This is a genomic window from Agrobacterium sp. 22-210-1 (genome assembly GCF_053522525.1).
The window spans coordinates 478362-499667 of sequence record NZ_JBNWCI010000002.1 but is presented as its reverse complement, the minus strand read 5'-3'; the positions used below and the strand labels follow the sequence as shown (position 1 = coordinate 499667).

Here is a 21306-nt window from a genome sequence, read left to right as displayed (position 1 = left end):
TTGCCTTCGGTTTCAAGCCGCATCAGAGCGAAAAAGAGGTCATTTCCATGAGCAGAAAATCCGAAAAGCTGGTTCTCAACGCCTTCATCTATCCGGGTGGACATCATGAGGCGGCCTGGCGGCATCCGGACTCGGAGCCCCACCGCGTCACCGATATCAGGCTCTATCAGGATATTGCCCGCAAGGCCGAGGCGGCGAAGCTGGACGCCATCTTCTTTGCCGATGCACCGGTGCTGGACGCCAATATCCGCTACGCCGCCCGCCACCGGCTGGAGCCGATCACCATGCTTTCGGCGCTCGCCGCCGTCACGGAAAAGATCGGCTTCATTGCAACGGCCTCCACCACCTATTATGAGCCTTATAATCTTGCCCGGCTGTTTGCCTCGGTCGATCATATCAGCGGCGGGCGCGTGGGCTGGAACATCGTCACGACCTCGGCCGATGCCGCAGCCGGCAACTTCAATCTGCAAAAGCATCCGCCGCATGCCGATCGTTACCGTCAGGCCATCGAGTTCGTCGATGTGGTGACGAAGCTCTGGGATAGCTGGGAAGACGATGCCATCGTCGCCGACAAGGAGAGCGGCCTGTTTGCCGAGACAGACCGCATCCACCCCGCCAATCACGATGGCGAATTTTATCGGGTGCGGGGCGCGCTGAATGTACCCCGTTCACCACAGGGCCGGCCGGTCTATGTTCAGGCGGGTTCCTCGGAGGAGGGCCGTGGTTTTGCGGCTCACTATGCTGAGGCAATCTTTACCGCGCATCAGACTCTGGAGAGTGCGCGGTCTTTTTATTCTGACATCAAGCGACGTGTCGCGGCCACGGGGCGCAATCCCGCCCATGTAAAAATCCTGCCGGGCATCAGCCCCTTCATTGCGTCAACCGAAGAGGAGGCGCGCAAACTTGAGGCCTCCTTCAACGATCTCATCCAGCCTGCCTTTTCGCTCGGGCAATTGCAGCGCATCACCGGCATAGACCTGTCATCGGCCGATCTCGACCAGCCTTTGCCGAAGGAGGCCGTGGAGGCGACGCGGGCTCAAGCGGATAGCAGCCGTCATCAGCTTGTTCTTGATGTCATCGACCGGGAAAATCCGACGATCCGGCAATTGCTGCACCGGCTTGCCGGCGGGCGCGGCCACAAGGTTATTTCCGGAACGCCGGAACAGGTGTCGGACTGGATAGAGACCTGGTTCCGCGAGGGCGCTGCCGATGGGTTCAACATCATGCCGCCATGGCTGAATGGCGGGTTCGATATCTTCGTGGACGAGGTAGTGCCGATCCTGAAACGGCGCGGATTGTTCCGCGAGGACTATGAGGGCGACACGCTGCGCGACCATTATGGCCTGCCACGGCCTGAAAATATCTATGCGGCCCAGGAGCCGCAAAGGGAGCGCGCCTGAGGTGGGACGGGCGTGTTCAGGCGGCGGCCTCGAGAGAGCGCATATCCTCGCGCAACAGGGCGAGTAGAGATGCGACCTCCGGCAGCCGCCGCCTGTCGGGACTGGTCAGCAGGTGATAACGGCTGGCGGTTGGCTGCGGTGTGCCGAAGGGGGCGATCAGCCGGCCGGTCCTGAGTTCCTCCGAAATCAGCGAGTGGCGTGCGAGGCCGATGCCGTGGCCGGATAAAATCGCCTCTATCAGCGCGGTCTGGCGTGAAAAGCGGGGGCCGGTGGCAGAAAGCCTGAGCGGAATGCGGCAGGCGCGAAGCCAGTTTGCCCATTCGAAGGCGGGGTCCACGCCATTGCCACGCAACATCGCAAAACCGAAATTTCGCAACCGCTCCGGTTCGTCTGCAAGCGCATGGCGGGCCGCGAAATCCGGGGTGCAGACGGCGCTGACCGTGTCGGCGAAAAGCGGCTCGTGAATGAAGCCCGGGATTTGCGCATGGGTGGCGACGATGGCGCAATCGGCATCGAAATGGGTGAGGTCGATGGTTTCGCTTTCAAGGGATTCGATCGAAAGCTCGACGTCGCCGAGTGCCGGAACGATGCTGCCCAGCCGCGGAGCCAGCCAGCGGGCGGCAAAACAGCCTTCGGCCAGCACCTTCAGCTGCGGTCGGGCGTTCGAAACCATCAGGTCGGAAAGGCTGCCAATCATGGTCTCGAAGGCGTCCGCAAGGCCGGGATAAAGCGCATTGCCGGCATCGGTCAGCAACAATTCACCGCGCTGGCGGCTGAAAAGCGGCTGGCCGAGATGGGTTTCGAGAATTCTCACCTGCTGGCCGATTGCCGCGGTCGAGACATGCAGCTCCTCCGCCGCCCGCGAGAAGCTGGCGTGGCGGGCGGCCACCACAAAAGCGCGCAAGGCGGTCAGCGGCGGCAGCCGGGAAAGTGTGGGCAGGCGAAAAGCCGCCCGGCTCCCGGCGGGAGCAACAAACTCCGTTCTCATCGCTGTTCCTCCTTTGCCGCCTGCATCTCCCGCATGGTCAGAACACCCGGCCTTCCCGGAGATGCGTCGTGGTGCCGTTCAGGTAATAGTCACCGATCACCCGCGCCTTATGGGCGAGCGGATTGTGATTGTAGACAGTGCGGATGTTGCGCCAGTGGCGGTCGAAATTCCGATCGCTCGATGTCGCCGAGCCGCCGCCGAGTTCGTAAAGATTGGTGGCGACCGTCAAAGAAAGCTGCGAGGCGATGATCTGGGTACGTGCCGTGGCGAGCGAGCCTTCCAGCAGGGCCGCCTCTATCGCCTCTTCGTCCCCGGCGGCGAAGGCCGCAGCGGTGCGGTCGAGCGTTCTCGCCGCTTCGCGGATGAGGGTCTTCACCGCGAAGGCACCGGCGCTGATTTCGCCGAGCATCTTCTGCACGAAGGGATCCTGATTAGCGGTTTCGGCAGCGCTGTGAAGCGTGGTGCGCGCCTGGCGCAGAACATAATCGACACCGTCATTCAGCGCGCCCTGAACAGCGCCGGCGGCCGACGCGGCAAGATGCAGCTGCCGCATGGCCGAGCTGTGGCGGCCGATCTGGGTGCCGAGCTTGCGGGTCGTCAGCTCATGCGGCAGGACCTCGACATTCTCAAGCAGCACCCCGCCGCTTGCCGTCATGCGCTGACCCATGCTGTCCCAGTCGTCGAGAATGGTGATGCCGGCGCGATCGAGCGGAATGAGCACGCCGATCGGCTGCTCGTCATCGCCAATGGCGCTGAAGGTGCCGAAATCGGCAAAGGCAGTGCCGGTCGCATACCATTTGCGGCCGTTCAGCCGGTAGCGGTCGCCGTCGGCGCTTAGACGCGTGGTGATTTCACCGGGGCGTTTGGTGCCCTGTTCGGTGCTGGCGCCCGCGAAGAGCTTGCCGGCAAGCACATGTTCGAGATGCCGTCGGTCCTCCAGCTCGATGGGTGCGAGAGCGAGGTTTTCGGTGAAATTGAAATGGCTGCGAAGCGCGTGCGGAATATTGCTGTCGGCTTCGCCGAGGATCATCAGCACTTCGATATAGTCGGCAATCGAGCCGCCCGGTCCGCCCTTGGCTTCGGGAACGCGCAGCGTGCCGATCTTCGCCTCCTTGATAAGGGCGAAGATATCGAAGGGCAGTTCCCGCTGGCGTTCGCGGCGGGCGGCATCCCTGGCCGCAATAGCCGCAATGTCCTTTGCCCGGGTCAGAATCTCGTCCCGGCTCGGCACGCCGGAATTATCGGTGGTGGTTGTCTGTAGTTTCGGATTGGACATTGCGGTTTTCCCTGAACGGATGTGAGGGCCTGCGGCACAATCGCGCCGCAGGCGTGTTCGTCTGGACGATCAGGCGACCGCGCGTGGCTTGAGCGCCGGGCGGGGTGCGGGCTCGAGATTGCGCGGCACGCGGCCTTCGACGGGATGGCTCGGATCGTTGAAGCCGGGCGTGGAGGGATGGCCTGTCGTCACAAGGCTGTCGACCAGCGCTTCATCTTCGGCATCGATCTTCACATCGAGGGCGCGGATATAGCCGTTCCAATGTTCTTCGGTGCGCGGGCCGGTGATGGCGGCGGTGACGAACTTGTTGTTCAGCACCCAGGCGAGCGCGAAATCCGCCGCCGAAACGCCCTTCGAAGCGGCATGGGCCGCAACCTTCTGGGCGATGTCAACCGATTCCGGACGCCATTCCGTTTCCAGAACGCGCTTGTCGCCACGGCCGACGCGGGTATCGGCGCCCGGCTGTTCGCCCGGCTGATATTTGCCGGTCAGCACACCGCGTGCGAGCGGCGAATAGGACACCACGCCAAGACCATAATGATTGGCTGCCGGCAGCTGTTCGGCTTCGGCCGTGCGGTTGACGATATTGTAGAGCGGCTGGCTGGCAACGGGACGGTCAATGCCGAGCTGATCGGCCAGATGCGAAATTTCGGCGATGCGCCAGCCACGGAAATTCGACACGCCGAAATAGCGCAACTTGCCGGCGCGGATGAGATCGGCGATGGCGCGCACCGGCTCTTCCAGCGGCGCATCGAAGACAGCGCGGTGGAAATAGAGGATGTCAATATAGTCAGTGTTGAGACGGCGCAGCGAATTCTCGACCGTCTCGATCACCCATTTGCGCGAATGGCCGCCAAGGTTTGGGCCCTTGGTGTGGGAATTGACGAATTTCGTCGCCAGAACCCAGTGATCGCGCGTGGACTTGATGCCGCGGCCAACGACCTCTTCAGACTTGCCGTCGTGATAGACATCGGCGGTGTCGATGAAGTTGATGCCTTGTTCGCGCGCCTTGTCGATGATGCGGAAGGCCACGTCATCCGGCGTCGGGCCTCCGAACATCATGGTGCCGAGGCTGAGCGGTGAAACTTTCAGCGCGCTGCGTCCGAGATAGCGATAATCGACCATTATGGTTGCTCCTTTAGGTTATTGGGCATGGTGGCAGGCCACGGCGTGGTTCTTGCCGAAAAGGCTGTAATCCGGCGCTTTTTCGCGACAGAGATCGGTAGCGAGCGGGCAGCGGGTGTGAAACCGGCAGCCGGATGGCGGATCGTGCGGGCTGGGCAGATCGCCGGAAATGGGGGCCGCCTGCTTGCGGCGGGCGGGATCGGGAACTGCGGCGAGAAGCGCACGGGTATAGGGGTGTTTCGGCGAGGCCCAGAGTTCCGCCGTCGGCGCGCTTTCGACGATCTTGCCGAGATACATGACCAGCACGCGGTCGGAGAAATAGCGTACCACGGAAAGATCGTGGGAGACGAAGAGATAGGAGAGCGAAAGCCGCTTTTTCATCTCCACCAGAAGGTTGAGGATCTGCGCCTGTATCGAAAGATCGAGCGCCGAAACCGGCTCGTCGCAAACCACCAGTTCCGGTTCCAGAACTAGCGCGCGGGCAATGCCGATGCGCTGTCGTTGGCCACCGGAAAACTCATGCGGATAACGGTCGAGCGCGTCAGCCGGCAGGCCAACCTGTGCGACGATGGCTTCAACAATCTCCCGCTGGCGCGCCCGGTCGCCGATGCCGTGCACCTTCAGCGGGCCGGTAAGGATGGTGCGCACCGTCTGGCGCGGGTTGAGCGAGGCGAAAGGGTCCTGAAAGATCATCTGGATGCGGCGGCGGATGCCGCGCAGCTGCGATGACGTCATTGCCGTGACATCGGCACCCTTGAAGGTGATCCGGCCGGAAGACGGCTCGACCAGACGCATCAGCGACTTGCCGAGCGAGGATTTGCCGCAGCCGGATTCACCCACCAGCGCCACGGTCTCGCCCGCCTCGATATCGAGCGAGACGTCATCGACGGCACGCACGGTTCCGCGTCCGCCCGTGTAATGGGTGGACAGGCTATGCACTGACAAGAGCGTCATCGGATACTTCCTTGGATGTGGGAGCAACGAAGGGGCAGGCGGCGTAGCGACCTTCCGAAATATGCCGCAGCGGCGGTAAGAACTGCCCACAGAAGCCGCGGGCGCTCGGACAGCGTGGCCGGAAGGCGCAACCGCGTTCCCCCGTGGCGGAAACGATGGAACCGGGAATTTCAATGAGCGGCCCATCGCGATAATGCTGGCCGTCTTCCGCGCGCGGTGACGCCGCAAGCAGGCCGCGCGTATAGGGATGGTAGGGGTTTGAGAAAACCGGCTCCGGCAATCCTTCTTCCACCTTGCGGCCGGCATACATGACCATCACCCGGTCCGCCCATTGCGCCACGATGCCGAGATCGTGGGTGATGAGGATGACCGCCATGTTGAGATCGCGGCGCAGATTATCGAGCAATTGCAGGATCTGCGCCTGTATCGTCACGTCGAGCGCGGTCGTCGCCTCGTCGGCGATCAGCAATTTAGGATTGCAGGCAACGCCGATGGCGATCATCACGCGCTGGCGCATGCCGCCGGAAAGCTGGTGCGGATAATCATCCACCCGGCGGCCGGCATCGGGAATGTTGACGAGATCCAGAAGCTCGATGGCGCGTTTGCGCGCCTGGTGCCGGTCGATCTTCTCATGGATGCGCAGCACCTCGATGATCTGTTCGCCGACGGTCAGGACAGGGTTGAGCGAGGTCATCGGTTCCTGAAAGATCATGCCGATATCCCGGCCGCGAATACCGCGCCATTGCCGTTCGGAAAGCGGCAGCAGATCGCGGCCCTCGAGCAGAACCCGCCCACCGGTCTTGGCGTGGGAGGGCAGCAGGCCAATCAGGCCGAGCGCCGTCAGGGATTTGCCAGAGCCGCTTTCGCCGACGATAGCCAGCATTTCGCCGGGGCTGACATCGAAACTGACGCCTTTTACCGGCTGGGCCGAGCCGAAGCTGACGGAGAGATCATGGACTTCGATCAGTTTGCTCATCGGCGTTCCTCCGAAAAACGGGGGTTGAGCGCATCGTTGAGGCCGTCGCTGATGAGGTTCAGCGAAATGACGGTGAAGACGATGGCGAGGCCGGGAAGGGCGGTCAGATACCAGGCGGTGCGGATGACATCGCGGCCCGAACCGATCATCGACCCCCAGGAGACACGGTTGGGATCGCCAAGCCCCATGAAGGAGAGTGCTGCTTCCATGAGGATCGCGCCAGCCACCATGACGGAGGAGGTGACGATGATCGGCGGCAGCGCATTGGGCAGGATTTCCTGAAAGACGATGCGCGCGTGGCCGTAACCCAGGCTGCGGGCGGCGAGCACATAGTCCTTCTCGCGGATGGCGCGGAATTCCGCACGGGTAAGACGCGCAACGAGCGGCCAGGTGATGATGCCGATGGCTGACGTGACCGTGGTGACGGATGGCTGGGCGATGGCGACGAGCACCACCAAGAGCACGAAATTGGGCAAGGTCTGGAAGATTTCGATCAGCTTGACGAGGATGTCGTCAATGACGCCGCCGAAATAACCGGCGAAGGCGCCGACGGCGATGCCGATCGTCAGCCCGATCAGCGTTGCCACGACACCGACGGTAAGCGAAATGCGCGCGCCATGCACGATGCCGGCCAGAACATCCCGGCCCATGGAATCGGTGCCGAGCGGATAGGCCGCATTCTGGCCCGGCCAAAGGAATGGGCGGGCCACCATTTCCAGGGGATCGCCGGGATAGATCAAGGGCGCGATCAGCGCGGTGACGATGACGGTCGCGAGAAACAGCAGCCCGACGATGGCGTTGGGATTGGTGAGGAAGATTTTCAGTTCCCGCCGCAGGCCGCGCCGCGGCACGGAGACGGAGCGGGCCGAAAGCGCATCCGGGGCATGGATATAAGGCCAGGCCTTTTCTTCCGGCTTTTTCGGTTTGGGATTGGTCTCTTCAGCACCAATTTCGGCCGTGTTGAGAACCGCTGTTGTGTGGGATGAGTTCATCGGCTTTCTCCGATGCGGGGGTCAAGCCATGCCTGCAACAGGTCCACGGCGGCATTGACGATGATGACGACGAGGGAGGAGAGAAGCAGAATGCCGAGCAGCACGCTGAAATCCCTCGCCATCACGGCTTCGAAGGCGAGCCGGCCAAGGCCCGGCCAGCTAAAGACGGTTTCGACCACGACGGCGCCGCCGAGGAGGCCGCCAATATGCATGCCGGCCATGGTGGTGATGGGGATGAGCGCGTTGCGCAGGATATGGCGTGTGGTGAGCCTGATCGGCGAAACGCCCTTGGCACGCGCCGTGCGCACATAGTCCTGCGATTTCACTTCCAGCATCGCCGCGCGGGTGAGGCGGGCATAGATCGCCAGAAAATAAAGCGCCAGCGAAAGGGCAGGGAGAACGATATAGCGAAGCCTGTCGAGAAAGGCTGCAAAACCGGTAAGGCTACTGCCAATGGTGCTATCCCCGCCCGAAGGCAGCCAGCCGAGCTTGACCGAGAAGGTCAGGATCAGCATCAGGCCGATCCAGAAACCGGGCACGGAATAAAAGATCAGCGAGCCAATCGAAATGATCCGGTCCGGCAGCTTGCCGGAGAAGAGCGCCATGATGGAGCCGAGGAACACGCCGACGAAGATCGCGATACCAAGGGCTGCGCCCATCAGCGCAAGCGTGCCGGGCAGGCGCTGGCCGATAAGGTCTGCCACCGGCATGCTGTATCGCGGCGAAAAACCAAGGCTGAACTGGGCGAGATTGCCGAGATAATTCATCAGCTGATGCAGAACCGGCAAATCCAGACCGAAGCGGGAGCGGATTTCTGCCATGGTCTCGACGGTTGCCGAACCCGCTTCCGCCGCCAGCACATCGGCGGCATCACCCGGCGCCAGCTGCAGCAGGAAGAAGTTCAGGATGACGATACCGAGAACCGTCGGAATGGCCTGAATGGCCACCCGCTTTGCCTGCGATAAAATCCGTTTCGAATTCGACATCGGCTCCAGTCCGTAAGCGTGAAAATGTGAAATCAGCCCGTGAGGGCGTTGGTATTAGTTGACTAATTTTATGGAATTTGTCAAAGAGTAATAGAATTATTTTCTGAAATTTACGGAAAAATGCGCAATAAAGAAAAGATAATTCCTAATTACGAGAATGGTTGGTTCTTCATGCCAAACTCACTCTCCTCTGCGGAACAAACTTCTTCCTAAGCGCGGCCGTTCAGTTTGCCGGTTTTTCGCCGGTTCAATCAAGGAGAGGGTATCGCATGACTGTTTTCAACCAGACGACGCGGCGTGGATTTCTGCTGGCGTCGGTGGCGCTTGGCGTGGTGTCGCTGCCGGGACTGAGGCTTAACGCGGCGGAGCCGGCAAGTGGCGGCACGGCCACGCTGCTGATTTCGTCGGAACCGCCGGTGCTGACGACGATTGCGCATACGGCCTATAATTCCGTCTACATATCGCCCAAGGTCACCGAAGGACTTTTGACCTATGATTTCGATCTCAACCCCAAGCCGCTCCTGGCCAAATCATGGGATGTGAGCGCGGATGGCCTGCGTTACACCTTCAAGCTGAGGCCCGGCGTGAAATGGCATGACGGCAAGCCCTTTACCTCCGCCGATGTGGCTTTCTCCATCAATACCATCAAGGAAGTGCATCCGCGCGGCCGTAACACATTCCTGAACCTCACAAGCGTCGAGACGCCGGACGAGCTGACGGCGGTTCTGGTTCTTTCCAAACCTGCGCCCTATTTGATCACGGCGCTCGCCGCTGCCGAAACGCCCATCGTTCCGAAACATCTCTATGAAGGCACGAAAGTGACAGAGAATCCTGTCAATCTCGCGCCCATCGGCACCGGCCCGTTCAAGTTCAAGGAGTGGGTACGCGGCAGTCATATCGTTTTCGAGCGCAACGCGGACTACTGGGATGCGCCGCGCCCCTATCTCGACAAGCTGATCGTTCGTTTCATTCCGGATGCTTCGGCCCGCGCGATTGCCATCGAAACCGGCGAGATCGATCTCGCGCCTAGCACGCCAGTCGCCTATAGCGATCTCGACCGGCTGAAGGAGCTGCCGAGCCTCGGCTTCGAAACCAACGGCTATCAATATTCGAATTCCGTCAGCCGCGTTGAGTTTAATCTCGAAAAGGATGTGTTCAAGGATGTGCGCGTTCGCCGCGCCTTTGCCCATGTCATTGACCGCAACGTCATCTTCAACACGGTCAATTACGGTTATGGCGCGACGATCACCGGGCCGATCAATCCGAAGCTGACGAAATGGTTTGTGGATGATCTGAAAACCTATCCGATCGACCTGAAGGCGGCTGAAGCGCTGCTGGATGAGGCCGGATACAAGCGCGGTGCGGATGGCATCCGTTTCAAGCTCAATCTGGACTATGTGCCGAGCACCGAAGCCTATCCGCGCGGCGCGGATTATATTCGCCAGGCGCTGGCGAAGGTCGGCGTGGATGTGACGGTGCGCACGCAGGATTTCGCCACCTATACCAAGCGCATCTATACGGATCGCGATTTCGATTTTGCCTATGAGGGCATGAGCAATCTCTTCGATCCGACCGTCGGCGTGCAGCGGCTTTATTGGTCGAAGAACTTCAAGAAGGGCGTGCCTTTCTCCAATGGCGCGGCCTACAGCAATCCGAAGGTGGATGCGCTTCTCGAAGCCGCCGCCATCGAGATCGATCCGGACAAGCGCGTCGCGCAATGGAAGGAAATCCAGCAGATTCTCGTTGAAGACGTGCCTGCCATCGACATCGTCGCGGCACCAGAAATTACCATCTTCAACAAGCGTATCGCCGATCACACCATCGGCGCCGAAGGTGTGGCGGGAAGTCTCGCCTTCGCGCATATCGCTGCATCCTGATCGTTTCACCAGACCCGGCCCCCTTTGCGGCGGGCCGGGATTTTTCCCTTTCATCGAGGACAAAGCCATGAGCACGTCACTTTCTGAAATCTGGTACACACGCTGCCCAGTGCCCACGCCCGTGGGCCTGGCGGCGCAGCTCGGTTATCTCGGGCAGACATTCGAGGAGGTTGGCATAGCGCTGAAATCCATCATCGATTCGCCTGACCGCTCCGTTCGTCAGAGCCATTTCAACCACACGCTGGAATGGTCCTTCCGCCACGGCGGCAATGTGCCGCCCATTCGCGCCCGTTCGGAAGGGCGCAATACGCGCCTCATCGGCATTACCTGGACGGATGAGTTTCAGGCGATCATCACCCTGCCGGAGACCGGTATCCGCTCTGTTGCCGATCTTGTCGGTCGCCGTTTCGGCGTGCCGCGCAGGCCGGAGGGCATTGTCGATTTCATGCGGGCGACGGCGCTGAAGGGCATCGTCTCCGCGCTTTCGCTGGAAGGGCTGACGGTTGATGATGTCGAACTGAAGGATATCGTCATTACGGATTCGGTATTGGCCTCGCAGGAGGGGCCGTCTCTTTTCGGGCTGAAGCGCCGGCAATCCTTCGGTGAGGAGATCATCGCGCTGCTGCGGGGTGAAGTCGATGCGATTTTCGTCAAGGGAACGGCGGGTATTGCCGCCGCCAATCTGATCGGCGCGGTGCAGGTGGTGGAATTCGGTTTTCACCCCGATCCGAAGATACGCATCAATTCCGGTTCGCCCCGGGTGCTGACGGTGGACGGGCGTCTGGCCGATGAGCGTCCCGATCTGGTGGAGCGACTGGTTGCCGCCATCGGCAAAGCCTCGCTGTGGGCGGAGCAGCATCCGGAAGAAACCCGTCGTTTCATTGCGCGTGAGGCCGGTGCGACGGAAGAACAGGTTCTGGCTGCCAACGGGCCGGAAGTTCACCGTCATCTCGGTCTCGGCCTTGATGCAGAGCTTGTGGCTGCTGTCGGTCATTACAAGGATTTCCTGCACCAGTGGGGTTTCCTTGAGAACGACTTCGATCTCGGCGGATGGATTGACGACCGTTTCGTGACGGCGAGTGAAAGGGCGGTGGCATGAGCATCGCACTTTCCGCCGTTCCGCGGCCGCCGGAACAGCAATCCAGCCCCATTACCGTCGCAACCGTGCTGGCCGAAGATTTCAGCCTGACGGCGGCGGACCATGACAAAAGCGGCGAATTCGCCGCCGGCAATTTCGAAGCGCTTTTCAAGTCCGGCCTGCTGGGTCTCGTGACGGCTGAAAAGGATGGTGGCTGGGGCGAGGGCATGGAAACGGCGCATGCCGTCATCGCCGCCATTGCCAGTGGCGATCCGTCGACAGCCCTCATTCTCGCCATGCATTACAGTGTCCATGCCGCTATCCGGCGCGGCAAGTGGCCGGCAGCACTTGCGGCAAGGGTGCTGGCCGCCAATAGCAGGGAGCCGGCGCTTTTGAACAATGCGCAGGCGGAGCCGGGTGTCGGTTCGCCGGCCCATGGCGGTCTGCCGGAAACGACGGCGCGGATCGAGGGCGATTTCTGGGTGGTCAATGGCCGCAAGAGTTTCGTCACCGGCCTGCCAGGGCTGAAATGGGCGATCGTGCTCGCCGTGACGACGGAAGAGACGCCGCGCCTCATTCAGCTTCTGGTGCCGCTCGACGCACCGGGGATCGCCCAGGAAAAGGCATGGGAGGCGACCGGCATGTACGCCACAGCCAGCCATGATCTGGTGCTGGAGGAGGTAAGGGTGCCACTTGCCGATATCGTTGCCGAACAGCCGGCGGACGAGCCGCTGCGGCGCGATGAGGCAGACGGTTATAATTTCTTCGCGCTGCTGGCTTCCGTCTATCACGGTGTTGCGCTTTCGGCGCGGGATGATCTGTTGCGCCATCTGAATGGCCATGTTCCCGCAAGCCTTGGTGCGCCGCTCTCCTCCATTCCCCGTATTCAGGAAGGTCTTGGCCAGATCGAGGTGCTGCTGGCGACAAACAGACGCCTGCTTCTCTCCGTCGCCCGCGATATCGACGCTGGCGAAAGGGTGGGAACCGATGCGCTCGCCGTTCGTCACGTGGTGATCGACAATGCCGTGGCGGTGACGGATCTGGCGCTGGAACTTGGCGGCAATCGCGGCCTGCGCCGGGATTATAATCTCGAACGCCATCATCGCGATGCCATCACGGCAAGGGCGCATGCGCCACAAAGCCACATGATCCGCACGATTCTCGGCCGTCAGAGCATCAAGGCGGCGGGTGGTTGATTGGTAAAGGCACCGGGCGGCCTTGCCTGAGGCGGGCCGCCCATGTTCAAGCCACGCCTATCAATCCCGCAACAGCGGTAGCAAGCTGTCGCCCTGCCGTTCGATTTCCTTCAGATAAGGCGTGTCGGAAAGCACGAAATGGGTGATGCCAAGCGCGCGGTATTTGCGCAGTGACGCCGCGACGTCTTCCGCCGAACCTACCAGCCATGTCGTTGCGGCACCGCCGCCGCCGAATTTGCCGGGCGCTGTGTAGAGATTGTCGTCCAGCACGTCGCTCTGACGGTGCAAATCCAGCAGCCTGCGTTGGCCGATTGCCACGCCTTGCAGATGGTCGTTCCAGCGCGCTCCGTTATTTGCGGCCATTTCAGCAACCTTCGCTTCCGCGTCGCGCCATGCTTCTGCCGTCGTCTCACGCACCAGCGTGGTGATCCGCAGGCCGAATTGCAGCGGCGGTAAGTCGCGGCCAAGCGTTTCACTGAAATGCCTGAGCCTTTCTATCCGTTCGCCCACACCGGCGAGCGGCTCGCCCCAGAACAATTGTACATCGGCCTCGGTTGCGGCGACTTGCTCGGCCGCCTCGGATGCGCCGCCGAAATAAAACTTCGGGTGCGGCCGGCTGTCGCGTACGGCGATACGCGGCAGGACAGTGGAATTCTTGACCCGGAAATGATCCCCGTCGAAGGTGACATTTTCTTCCGTCCAGAGCCGCCGCACCAGCCGCATGAACTCTTTCGTGCGCGCATAACGCTGTGCCTGATCACCTTCTTCATCGCCATAGGCAGCAAGCTCGTCGCGACCCGAGACGACATTGATCCGTACCCGGCCACCCGAGAGCTGATCGAGCGTGGCGGCGGCGGATGCGAGATTGGCAGGCTTCCAGTAGCCGGGGCGGATGGCGATCAGCGGCTCGAAGGTGGTGGTGCGCGCCGCAAGCGCTGCCGCCACCGTGAATGTATCGGGCCGGCCCCAGCCGGTGCCGATCAGCGCACCTTTCCAGCCATGATTTTCCAGCGCCTTTGCGTGGCTGGTCAATGTGTCGAGGCTGTTATGGTTGTCGCTGACGGCATCGCCCCTATGGCCGGGTTTGACGTCATTGGGGATATACCAGAGAAATTCGCTCGTGCTGCTCACATTATCCGCCTGAATTTTCGTTTTCTGTCGCCGTGCGAGAATGACAAAGCAGCGGCGGATGGGCCAAGCAGCGGTGTCTCATTTGATGTGCGCCGGAGGAAAAGCTTTCCGCAGGAGGTGAATATATTGCACATATTTTCTATGTAAAAAATGTGAGTAAATGATTCCGCCTGAATAGGGATTTATCAGCGAACGAGAACGCATTTTCTTCTGTATCAAATTTCTTCAGATCGATTTTTTCTTTGATCCAGAAAGGTGAGCAAGCGAGCATTCGACTGGAATCGTAAAAATCATCATGCTTTGCACGGACCACCCGCAACCACGGAGCAGGCATGTGTACCACCTTGATTGTTCCCGGACTGAACGGTTCGGATGAAGGGCATTGGCAGCGGCACTGGCTGCTGGATGATCCCGCAGCGCAGCTGGTAGATCAGGATGACTGGCAATGCCCGGTTCTCGGGGATTGGCTTGGCCGTCTTGAAACAGCACTTGCCTCGGTCGATAGCGCCTATGTCGTCGCCCACAGCCTCGGTTGCGTGCTGGTCGCGAATATGGCCTCCCGGCCCGCGGCGGCAAAAATCAGAGGTGCGCTTCTTGTCGCGCCGGCCCATCTGGACAGGGTGGAAGCGATGCATCCCTGTATTGTCCGGTTTGGAGCCTTTCCCCTGGCGCCGCTTGCTTTCCCCAGTCTCGTCGTCGGCAGTGTGAACGATCCCTATATGAGCCCGGAAGAACTGGCGCACACGGCCGCCAGCTGGGGAAGCGATCTCGTCAATCTCGGCCCGGCAGGGCACATCAATATCGCGGCCGGTTTCGGAAGGTGGCCAGAGGGGTATGACCTGCTGGCACGCCTGAAAGCGGGTGCGGGCTCCCAATCGCCTACGGCCAGATCGAGGATACGGGGATTGCCGGTGGTTCGTGGTGCGCATCTTCAGGGTGATGCAAGCGCGTTATAATCCATCGGCTCATGAAGGGTTATGTTTCAGCTCAGTCTTTTTTGTCAACGAAATGCAACCATTAAGAGCTTTATGGCTGTTTTATCTGGCATAAATTTCGAATCTCACCTTTTGATTGTTTTGAGTGGCTGCATTTATTTTCTACAGAAAATATGAAAAACTGTTTCTTCGCTCCGGACGATTTTGTTGCGACCTTTCAATGGTCATCAAATCAGGAAGGGGTAAGGGAATGTCCAGGATCAAGTCTGTAGCGTCGGTTCTCGGCGGATTGTTGTTGTCCACGGTATCGCTGTCTGCTGCCGGAGCATCGGAGGCGCTGGTAACGGCCGATTGGCTGAAGGAAAATCTCGACAATCCGAAGGTTCGGGTGTTTGAGGTCAGCGTCGATACCGGCGTCTATGAGCGCGGACATATTCCCGGTGCGGTGAACCTCAACTGGCATGCGAACCTCGTCGACAAGGAACGGCGTGACATTGCCGCGCGGGAAAATTTCCAGTCCCTGTTGCAGAAGGCCGGTGTCGGTGACGATACGACGATCGTTCTTTATGGCGACAACAATAACTGGTTCGCCGCCTGGGGTGCATGGGTTTTTGAAACCTATGGCCTTGGTGACCGGGTGAAGCTGCTGGATGGCGGTCGCAAGCTCTGGGAAGCGCAGGGCCTGCCTTTCGACACATCGGCACCCGCAACGGCTGAAACGAAGCTGAAGCTTGGCGAACCGGATACGTCGGTGCGGGCGCGGTTTGTTGATGTGGTCGCCGTGGCCGAAGGCAAACACAATATCAAGTTGGTCGATATTCGCTCGGCGGACGAATACTCCGGCAAGATTTTCGCACCCGATGGCGTCAAGGAGCTGTCCGTGCGCGCCGGCCATATTCCCGGCGCTGTCAACGTGCCGTGGGGCACCATTGTCAACAAGGATGGCACCTTCAAATCTGCAGACGAGATCAAGGCGATCTATGCGGAAAAGGGCATCGACGGCTCTGCTCCGGTCATCACCTATTGCCGTATCGGCGAGCGCTCCAGCCACACCTGGTTCGCCTTGAAGAAGATACTCGGTTACGACGTCCGCAACTATGACGGTTCCTGGACCGAATATGGCAATGCGGTCGGCGTTCCCATCAGAAATCCGACCGGTACGGTCTGGACGGGCAAATAAGCCGCAGCCTCCCTTTTTGACGCCGGTGCGCCAGTGCGGCGCACCGGCGTTTTCTCCTGCCATATCCGGTATTTCATGCATCTTACCTTTCGCCGCTCCGCGGCCTTTGCCATTTTATGCACGCTGACTGTCGCTGCTCACCAACTGGGGACGCTTGAAAATGGCAGGCAGCTTGCATTTTCACTATTGGCCGGTATCGCTTTCGGCATCGTGATGCAGCGCGGGCGGTTCTGCTTCCTCTGCAATTTCCGGGATTTCGTCGACGACAGGCGCTCGGATGGCGTTCTTGCAATTCTCGTCGCACTTCTTGCGGGCGTGGTGTTTTATCAGATCATCACCATCGCGTGGATGCCGGTTCCGCAGCCCGGCCGTCTTCCGCCGAACGCGCATATTGGCCCGGTCGGCTGGGTCCTGGCGTTGGCGTCGACAGTTTTTGGTGTAGGCGCTGCGCTTTCCGGTTCCTGCCTGTCGGGGCATTTCTACCGGCTGGGGGAGGGAGCCTTTGGTTCCGTTGTTGCCATTGCCGGTGCGGCCCTCGGTTTTCTGCTGGCGTTCCTCAGCTGGAATTTTCTTTATACGCTCAGCGTTTTCAACGACCCGCCGATCTGGCTGCCGCACCATCTGGGATATGGCTTGGCGCTGCTGCTTGCCGGTTTCGTTTTGGCCGGGCTGATTTTCATTGTTCTCTTTTTCGACAGGATGGCGCCTGTTCCAATGGGCTTACCGGAAAACCGGCTGCGGCAGGCCCTGCGAGGCGTTTTTGTTGAACGCTGGCCGCCCGTCGTCACCGGGGTTGTGGTTGCAGCTGTCAGCGCCTTCTCCTATTTCCGCGTCGCGCCGCTTGGGGTAACCGCCGAACTCGGCAGCATCGTCAGAACGGCCGGCGCATCCGCGGCATGGGTGCCGGAAACCCTTGCGGGCCTTGACACGGTGCGCGGCTGCATCAGCGCGGTGAAAACCACGATCCTGTCGCCTAACGGCGTCTTTGTGCTGGGGCTGGTCCTTGCGAGCTTCGCAGCCGCGCTTTCGGCGGGAAAATTCCAGCCATCCTGGCCGTCTGCCGGCGGGTTGGTAACCCGTTTTGCCGGAGGTGTGTTGATGGGCTGGGGTGGCATGACAGCACTTGGCTGCACCATCGGCGTGCTGCTGTCGGGCATTCATGCGGGGGCGGTGTCGGGTTGGGTATTTTTCCTTTTTTGTGGTCTTGGCGCTTTCGCAGGCCTCATTATCAAACGCCGGTTTGCGTGGCCGTGACGCTCATGTGCTGAAATCCTGCCGATTCTGGCCTGCGAAATGGAATTTTCCGCATCCGGGCAACCTTAGTCCGCCTTTGCAGGCTGCTGACCAATTATAGAATAGTAATTTTATGGAAAATATTGACGATTTTGGATCGTCGCCGGAGGATAGTGGACGTTGAGCAAAGGAGGCGCACATGCCGCAGGGATTTCATGCGTTTACTTTCGATCTGTTTGGTCTGACCCGGCGTCGGCCGCACGCAGATGAGCAAGGTACTCTTCATCCGCTGGATCATTCCGGGCGTATCAGGCAGGGAAAAAGCGATCTCGAGCTTGAACGGGAAGAAATCTGCGAAATGAACTTCGCTATGCTCAGCCTGTACCCGGTTTTCTGAGGTTGCAGGCTGCCGGTGTGACGAGGCTCGTGGGGGAGACAAACACTCCCCTCTTCGGAAAAATTGGAACGAAATTTCTTATATAGCCGGGGGAATTGGCTACTCTCTTTTTTGTCCGGTTTCTTGCCGGCCGGGTTGAGCAAGAAAGGGTCTGATAGATAGAACATTATTTCCATAGAATATAAATATTATGGAAAACGATGTCTATTTAATCCCCCGCCGCCGCTGCTAGCTATTGGACAATCAAGCTGTTTTCAGGAGCGATCGATGACACTGCAATATGCGGCCAAGGATCAACAATTCATCAATCTTCGCGATCCGGTCTCGGGTAAGGCGGCGGATGCCGACAGCCTCAAGGCGGCGCTGAGAACGCTCGGTGGCGGCGTCAGCGTCATCACCGCCGGAGAAGGCGAGGCGCGCACGGGTGCGACGGTGACTTCGGCCACCGCCCTGTCGGTCGATCCGCCGAGAATTCTGGTGGCGCTCAACCGATCATCTTCGACATGGCCGGTGGTGCAGCGTTTCGGTCACTTCGCCGTCAATATCATCGGCGCGAACCACCAATTCATCGCCAACCAGTTTGCGGGTATCGGCGGCCTGAAGGGTGCGGATCGTTATCGCGGTGCGGAGTGGACCAGGCTTGCAAGCGGCGCGCCCATCCTTGAGGACGCCGTTGCCGCTATCGATTGCACCATCGAAGAGGCAATTGAGCGGCACAGCCACGTCATCATCATCGGCAAGGTGGAGGCGATCCGTATCGGCTCCGGACATTCGCTGGTCTATCAGAACGGGCGTTATCATTCGCTGGACTGAGTGACGGCCATTCAAGCGCTTTCAACGGGTTATTTTTTGAGGGAGTTGAGCATGGGATCTGTCACGCCGCTCGGCGAAAGAATTCGTTTCGTTCCTCCACGTCTCGGCGCGGATGGCGATGTGCTGACCGTCGCCCGGGCGATTGCCGGGAAATGTCCCTTCGAAAATAGCGGGCAGATCCAAGCGCGGATCGCCCGTTCCGGCCTTCTTGCCCTCTCCGTTCCGAATGAACTGGGTGGAGCGGATATAACCAACGATATTCTCGCGCAGGCGCTTTCGATTATTGCTGCCGCGGATTCGGAGGCGGCGCGTGATCTGGTCGAACATTTCACTGCGCTTGAATTTATCCGGAATGCCGGCGGCGAAGAGCAACGCAAGGCCCTTTTTGCCCGTCTCGATCTTGGCGAAACCTTCGCTCTTGCTTCTTCCGATCTCAGCGCGGAGCAGACGGTTTTAACGAACGACGACGATTTCGCCCGGCGGCTTCCCGACGATGTTGTGCGCTCTGTTGCGACCGATGCGGACTGGATTGTCGTTCCGGCTGTGAATGCGGCGGGAAAAAACCTGCTCGTGGTCTTGCGCAATCGACCGGACACATCATGGGATGGCCTGCTGCGCGCCGATCAGGTTACGTTTCTTGCGGAGGGCGCAGGAAATCTCGCCGCCTCCGTCTCCACCCTGTTGAAAGCGGCGGTGGCCCTGGGTGAAAAACAGCGTGAACTTTCGACCCTGCTGATTGACCGATTGGCAGACGAAGGCGCGGCGCGTCCCGTCATCGGCGAGGTTTTTCTCGCCATTGAACTGCTGAAGGCGCAAATTTCCAGCCTGGCGGCAAATATCGACGCGGCGCAGGTGGGCTCGGAAAACGTTACCTTTCGCTCCGTCAGAAACAACGCCATCACGCTTGAAATCCTGATGGCGCGTCTCGGCCTTATCGATGGCCTGAGCGAATCCGGGCTGATTGCCTCTCTGGAGGATGATCTGCGCCGGCAATAAGCGAAGCCTATTTGCCAGCAGGAATGGAAAGCGCGTCCTGCCCATCCTTTGCGACGAATTGTGCGAGCGTCATGTTATCCAGAATGGTTGCGATGGCGTCACGCACGTCCGTCATCGAAACCCTGACCTGACAGGTCTCGGGATCGTCACAGTCGTCGCAGGCTTCAAAGGCGGTGCGGCTCGCACAGCGAATGGGCGCCAAAGGCCCGTCCAGCGTGCGGATGACCTGGCCGATCATGATTTCGGATGGCATTTTCGATAGGGAATAACCGCCATTCGGTCCCTTCTTGGAGCGCAGAATACCGCTGTTGCGCAGCTCCAGAAGAATGGTGTCCAGAAATTTCTTCGGAATATTGTTGCGCGTGGCAATCTCGGTCACGAAGGCGGTCTCTCCCTGCGGCAACCGCGCCAGATCGACCAGAGCCTTTAATCCGTATTTGCCTTTTTTGGTCAACATCGCCTGATCCGCAAAGAGGGCCGGCACATTCCGCAACGCCGGCCATATTATTCCTAACTTACTAAGTAGTTTTTAGCGAATTCCGGCGCAAGCCGTTTCGTCCGGATATGGCCTTGAAAACCGCCTGTTTTCCGCCTTTTCGACGTCGCATCTCCGGCGCTGCGGATATTTTTTGCCAGAACCGGTTTTCAGAATCGTGACGGAAAACAATATTTTCTCTGATCGCGTCGCAACGTGGAACGAACGTTCTTTATTAGAATATAAAATCAGTAGACAAAGTATGCATCAAAAGACGTGCGAGGTGATGATGTATACTCTCAGTTTGCTGGATAAGAGCCCCGTTTCGGCGGGTGAGGATGCGGCAGGCGCATTCCGCGACACGATCAACCTTGCCAGGCGCGCCGAAGATCTGGGGTACCGCCGGTTCTGGGTGGCCGAGCATCACAATTCGCCGGAGCTTGCCGGTTCCGCGCCAGAGGCGCTGGTGGCTTGGATTCTGGCAAAGACATCCCGCATCCGTGTTGGTTCTGGCGGCGTCATGCTGCAGCATTACAGCCCCTATAAGGTTGCCGAAGTCTTCAACGTGCTATCGGCGCTTGCACCCGGCCGGGTCGATCTTGGTGTGGGAAAGACACCGGGCGGGTTGCCGCTGGCAACCTCAGCCCTGCAGCAGGCTTATGACCCTGAGCGAAAGCCGGGTTTCGAGACGGCTTTCGGGGAACTCACCACATTCTTGTCCGGTGTCGCGCCGCAGGATCACGCGCAGGCCGGATTGCAGGCGACACCGGCGCCGCCGGTTGCAGCGGAGAGATTTCTGCTCGGCGCCAGCCCGGAAAGCGCAAGGCTCGCGGCCTCAAAAGGGTGGAACTTCGTTTTTGCCGGCCACCTCAATGGTGATCCGGAGGTTCTTCGCCGCAGCCTTTCGGCTTTCCGCGAGGAAAGCGGCGGAAACGCCCCGATCCTTGCCCTGTCGGCTTTTGCCGCGAGTGACCCTGACCATGCCGCAAGGCAGGTGGAGGGGCAGCGCATCTACCGGGTGTTTTTGAGCGATGGCAGGGCGTTCAACCTCGGCCGGCGCGAGCAGGCGGAAGAGTTCGCCCGCCAGTCCGGTGACAGCGATTATCGCATCGAGGAGCGCAAGCCCAACGTCCTGCATGGTGCGCCGGAAGATATTCACCGGGCGTTGCGTGCTCTTTCCGAAGAACACGGCATCGAGGAGTTCATCATCGAACCGCCGCATGTGGGAGCCGATCAGCGGCTTGCCTCGATTGAACTCTTGGCCACGCATCGCCTTTCCCGGGCGGCGTGATCTTGTC

The 21306-nt window shown here is 60.0% G+C and carries 20 protein-coding genes; 11 read left to right on the top strand and 9 right to left on the bottom strand.

From position 1 onward, the window contains the following. Positions 1 to 47 precede the first annotated feature (47 nt). A complete protein-coding gene (locus ACQZ5F_RS15210) occupies positions 48 to 1400 on the top strand; it encodes an LLM class flavin-dependent oxidoreductase (RefSeq protein WP_225338636.1) in 1353 nt (450 codons plus the stop codon). Positions 1401 to 1416: 16 nt separating this feature from the next. Here ACQZ5F_RS15210 and ACQZ5F_RS15205 read toward each other — a convergent pair whose 3' ends face one another. From ACQZ5F_RS15205 to ACQZ5F_RS15175, 7 genes are all read right to left on the bottom strand, one after another. Continuing rightward, a complete protein-coding gene (locus ACQZ5F_RS15205) occupies positions 1417 to 2388 on the bottom strand; it encodes a LysR substrate-binding domain-containing protein (RefSeq protein ID WP_225338635.1) in 972 nt (323 codons plus the stop codon). A gap of 37 nt (positions 2389 to 2425) precedes the next feature. Further along, positions 2426 to 3664, bottom strand: a complete 1239-nt coding sequence (locus ACQZ5F_RS15200; RefSeq protein ID WP_225338634.1) for an acyl-CoA dehydrogenase family protein — start codon at positions 3662 to 3664, stop codon at positions 2426 to 2428. A gap of 69 nt (positions 3665 to 3733) precedes the next feature. Then, positions 3734 to 4789 carry an aldo/keto reductase gene (locus tag ACQZ5F_RS15195; RefSeq protein ID WP_225338633.1) on the bottom strand — a complete coding sequence of 352 codons (1056 nt, stop codon included), beginning with the start codon at positions 4787 to 4789 and terminating at the stop codon, positions 3734 to 3736. 18 nt (positions 4790 to 4807) lie between these two features. Continuing rightward, on the bottom strand, positions 4808 to 5743 hold the full coding sequence (locus ACQZ5F_RS15190; protein ID WP_052818914.1) for an ABC transporter ATP-binding protein: 936 nt from the start codon (positions 5741 to 5743) through the stop codon (positions 4808 to 4810). Next, on the bottom strand, positions 5721 to 6719 hold the full coding sequence (locus ACQZ5F_RS15185) for an ABC transporter ATP-binding protein (RefSeq protein ID WP_225338632.1): 999 nt from the start codon (positions 6717 to 6719) through the stop codon (positions 5721 to 5723). The genes ACQZ5F_RS15190 and ACQZ5F_RS15185 overlap by 23 nt, the downstream gene beginning before the upstream one ends. After that, positions 6716 to 7711 carry an ABC transporter permease gene (locus ACQZ5F_RS15180; protein ID WP_225244242.1) on the bottom strand — a complete coding sequence of 332 codons (996 nt, stop codon included), beginning with the start codon at positions 7709 to 7711 and terminating at the stop codon, positions 6716 to 6718. The genes ACQZ5F_RS15185 and ACQZ5F_RS15180 overlap by 4 nt, the downstream gene beginning before the upstream one ends. Continuing rightward, a complete protein-coding gene (locus tag ACQZ5F_RS15175; protein WP_225338631.1) occupies positions 7708 to 8697 on the bottom strand; it encodes an ABC transporter permease in 990 nt (329 codons plus the stop codon). Before ACQZ5F_RS15175 ends, ACQZ5F_RS15180 begins: the two co-directional genes overlap by 4 nt. A gap of 269 nt (positions 8698 to 8966) precedes the next feature. Here ACQZ5F_RS15175 and ACQZ5F_RS15170 point away from each other — a divergent pair, with 269 nt between their 5' ends. From ACQZ5F_RS15170 to ACQZ5F_RS15160, 3 genes are all read left to right on the top strand, one after another. Then, on the top strand, positions 8967 to 10574 hold the full coding sequence (locus ACQZ5F_RS15170; RefSeq protein WP_225338630.1) for an ABC transporter substrate-binding protein: 1608 nt from the start codon (positions 8967 to 8969) through the stop codon (positions 10572 to 10574). Between the two features lie 67 nt (positions 10575 to 10641). Continuing rightward, positions 10642 to 11673 carry an ABC transporter substrate-binding protein gene (locus tag ACQZ5F_RS15165; RefSeq protein ID WP_137086588.1) on the top strand — a complete coding sequence of 344 codons (1032 nt, stop codon included), beginning with the start codon at positions 10642 to 10644 and terminating at the stop codon, positions 11671 to 11673. Beyond that, on the top strand, positions 11670 to 12848 hold the full coding sequence (locus ACQZ5F_RS15160; protein ID WP_225338629.1) for an acyl-CoA dehydrogenase family protein: 1179 nt from the start codon (positions 11670 to 11672) through the stop codon (positions 12846 to 12848). The genes ACQZ5F_RS15165 and ACQZ5F_RS15160 overlap by 4 nt, the downstream gene beginning before the upstream one ends. A 60-nt stretch (positions 12849 to 12908) precedes the next feature. On the opposite strand, the gene ACQZ5F_RS15155 is transcribed toward ACQZ5F_RS15160, so the two are convergent. Beyond that, on the bottom strand, positions 12909 to 13979 hold the full coding sequence (locus ACQZ5F_RS15155; protein WP_225338628.1) for an LLM class flavin-dependent oxidoreductase: 1071 nt from the start codon (positions 13977 to 13979) through the stop codon (positions 12909 to 12911). A 332-nt stretch (positions 13980 to 14311) separates the two neighbouring features. On the opposite strand from ACQZ5F_RS15155, the gene ACQZ5F_RS15150 reads away from it, so the two are divergent. The 6 genes from ACQZ5F_RS15150 to ACQZ5F_RS15125 all read left to right on the top strand — a co-directional run bounded on the left by ACQZ5F_RS15150 (position 14312) and on the right by ACQZ5F_RS15125 (position 19533). Next, positions 14312 to 14935, top strand: a complete 624-nt coding sequence (locus ACQZ5F_RS15150; RefSeq protein WP_225338627.1) for an alpha/beta hydrolase — start codon at positions 14312 to 14314, stop codon at positions 14933 to 14935. Between the two features lie 229 nt (positions 14936 to 15164). Then, positions 15165 to 16094 (top strand): sulfurtransferase, encoded by a 930-nt coding sequence (locus tag ACQZ5F_RS15145; RefSeq protein ID WP_225338626.1) that lies wholly within the window; start codon positions 15165 to 15167, stop codon positions 16092 to 16094. Between the two features lie 75 nt (positions 16095 to 16169). After that, positions 16170 to 17348 (top strand): YeeE/YedE family protein, encoded by a 1179-nt coding sequence (locus ACQZ5F_RS15140; protein ID WP_225338625.1) that lies wholly within the window; start codon positions 16170 to 16172, stop codon positions 17346 to 17348. Between the two features lie 178 nt (positions 17349 to 17526). Next, complete coding sequence (locus tag ACQZ5F_RS15135) at positions 17527 to 17724, top strand: hypothetical protein (protein ID WP_225244250.1); 198 nt, start codon at positions 17527 to 17529, stop codon at positions 17722 to 17724. Between the two features lie 267 nt (positions 17725 to 17991). Beyond that, complete coding sequence (locus ACQZ5F_RS15130; protein ID WP_052818925.1) at positions 17992 to 18537, top strand: flavin reductase family protein; 546 nt, start codon at positions 17992 to 17994, stop codon at positions 18535 to 18537. A gap of 51 nt (positions 18538 to 18588) precedes the next feature. Next, on the top strand, positions 18589 to 19533 hold the full coding sequence (locus ACQZ5F_RS15125; RefSeq protein WP_225338624.1) for an acyl-CoA dehydrogenase family protein: 945 nt from the start codon (positions 18589 to 18591) through the stop codon (positions 19531 to 19533). Positions 19534 to 19540: 7 nt separating this feature from the next. Here ACQZ5F_RS15125 and ACQZ5F_RS15120 read toward each other — a convergent pair whose 3' ends face one another. Beyond that, a complete protein-coding gene (locus ACQZ5F_RS15120; RefSeq protein ID WP_046801485.1) occupies positions 19541 to 19990 on the bottom strand; it encodes an RrF2 family transcriptional regulator in 450 nt (149 codons plus the stop codon). Positions 19991 to 20294: 304 nt separating this feature from the next. On the opposite strand from ACQZ5F_RS15120, the gene ACQZ5F_RS15115 reads away from it, so the two are divergent. Beyond that, entirely contained in the window at positions 20295 to 21299 is a 1005-nt protein-coding gene (locus ACQZ5F_RS15115; RefSeq protein ID WP_175414593.1) for an LLM class flavin-dependent oxidoreductase, read from the top strand. The last annotated feature ends 7 nt before the right edge of the window (positions 21300 to 21306 follow it).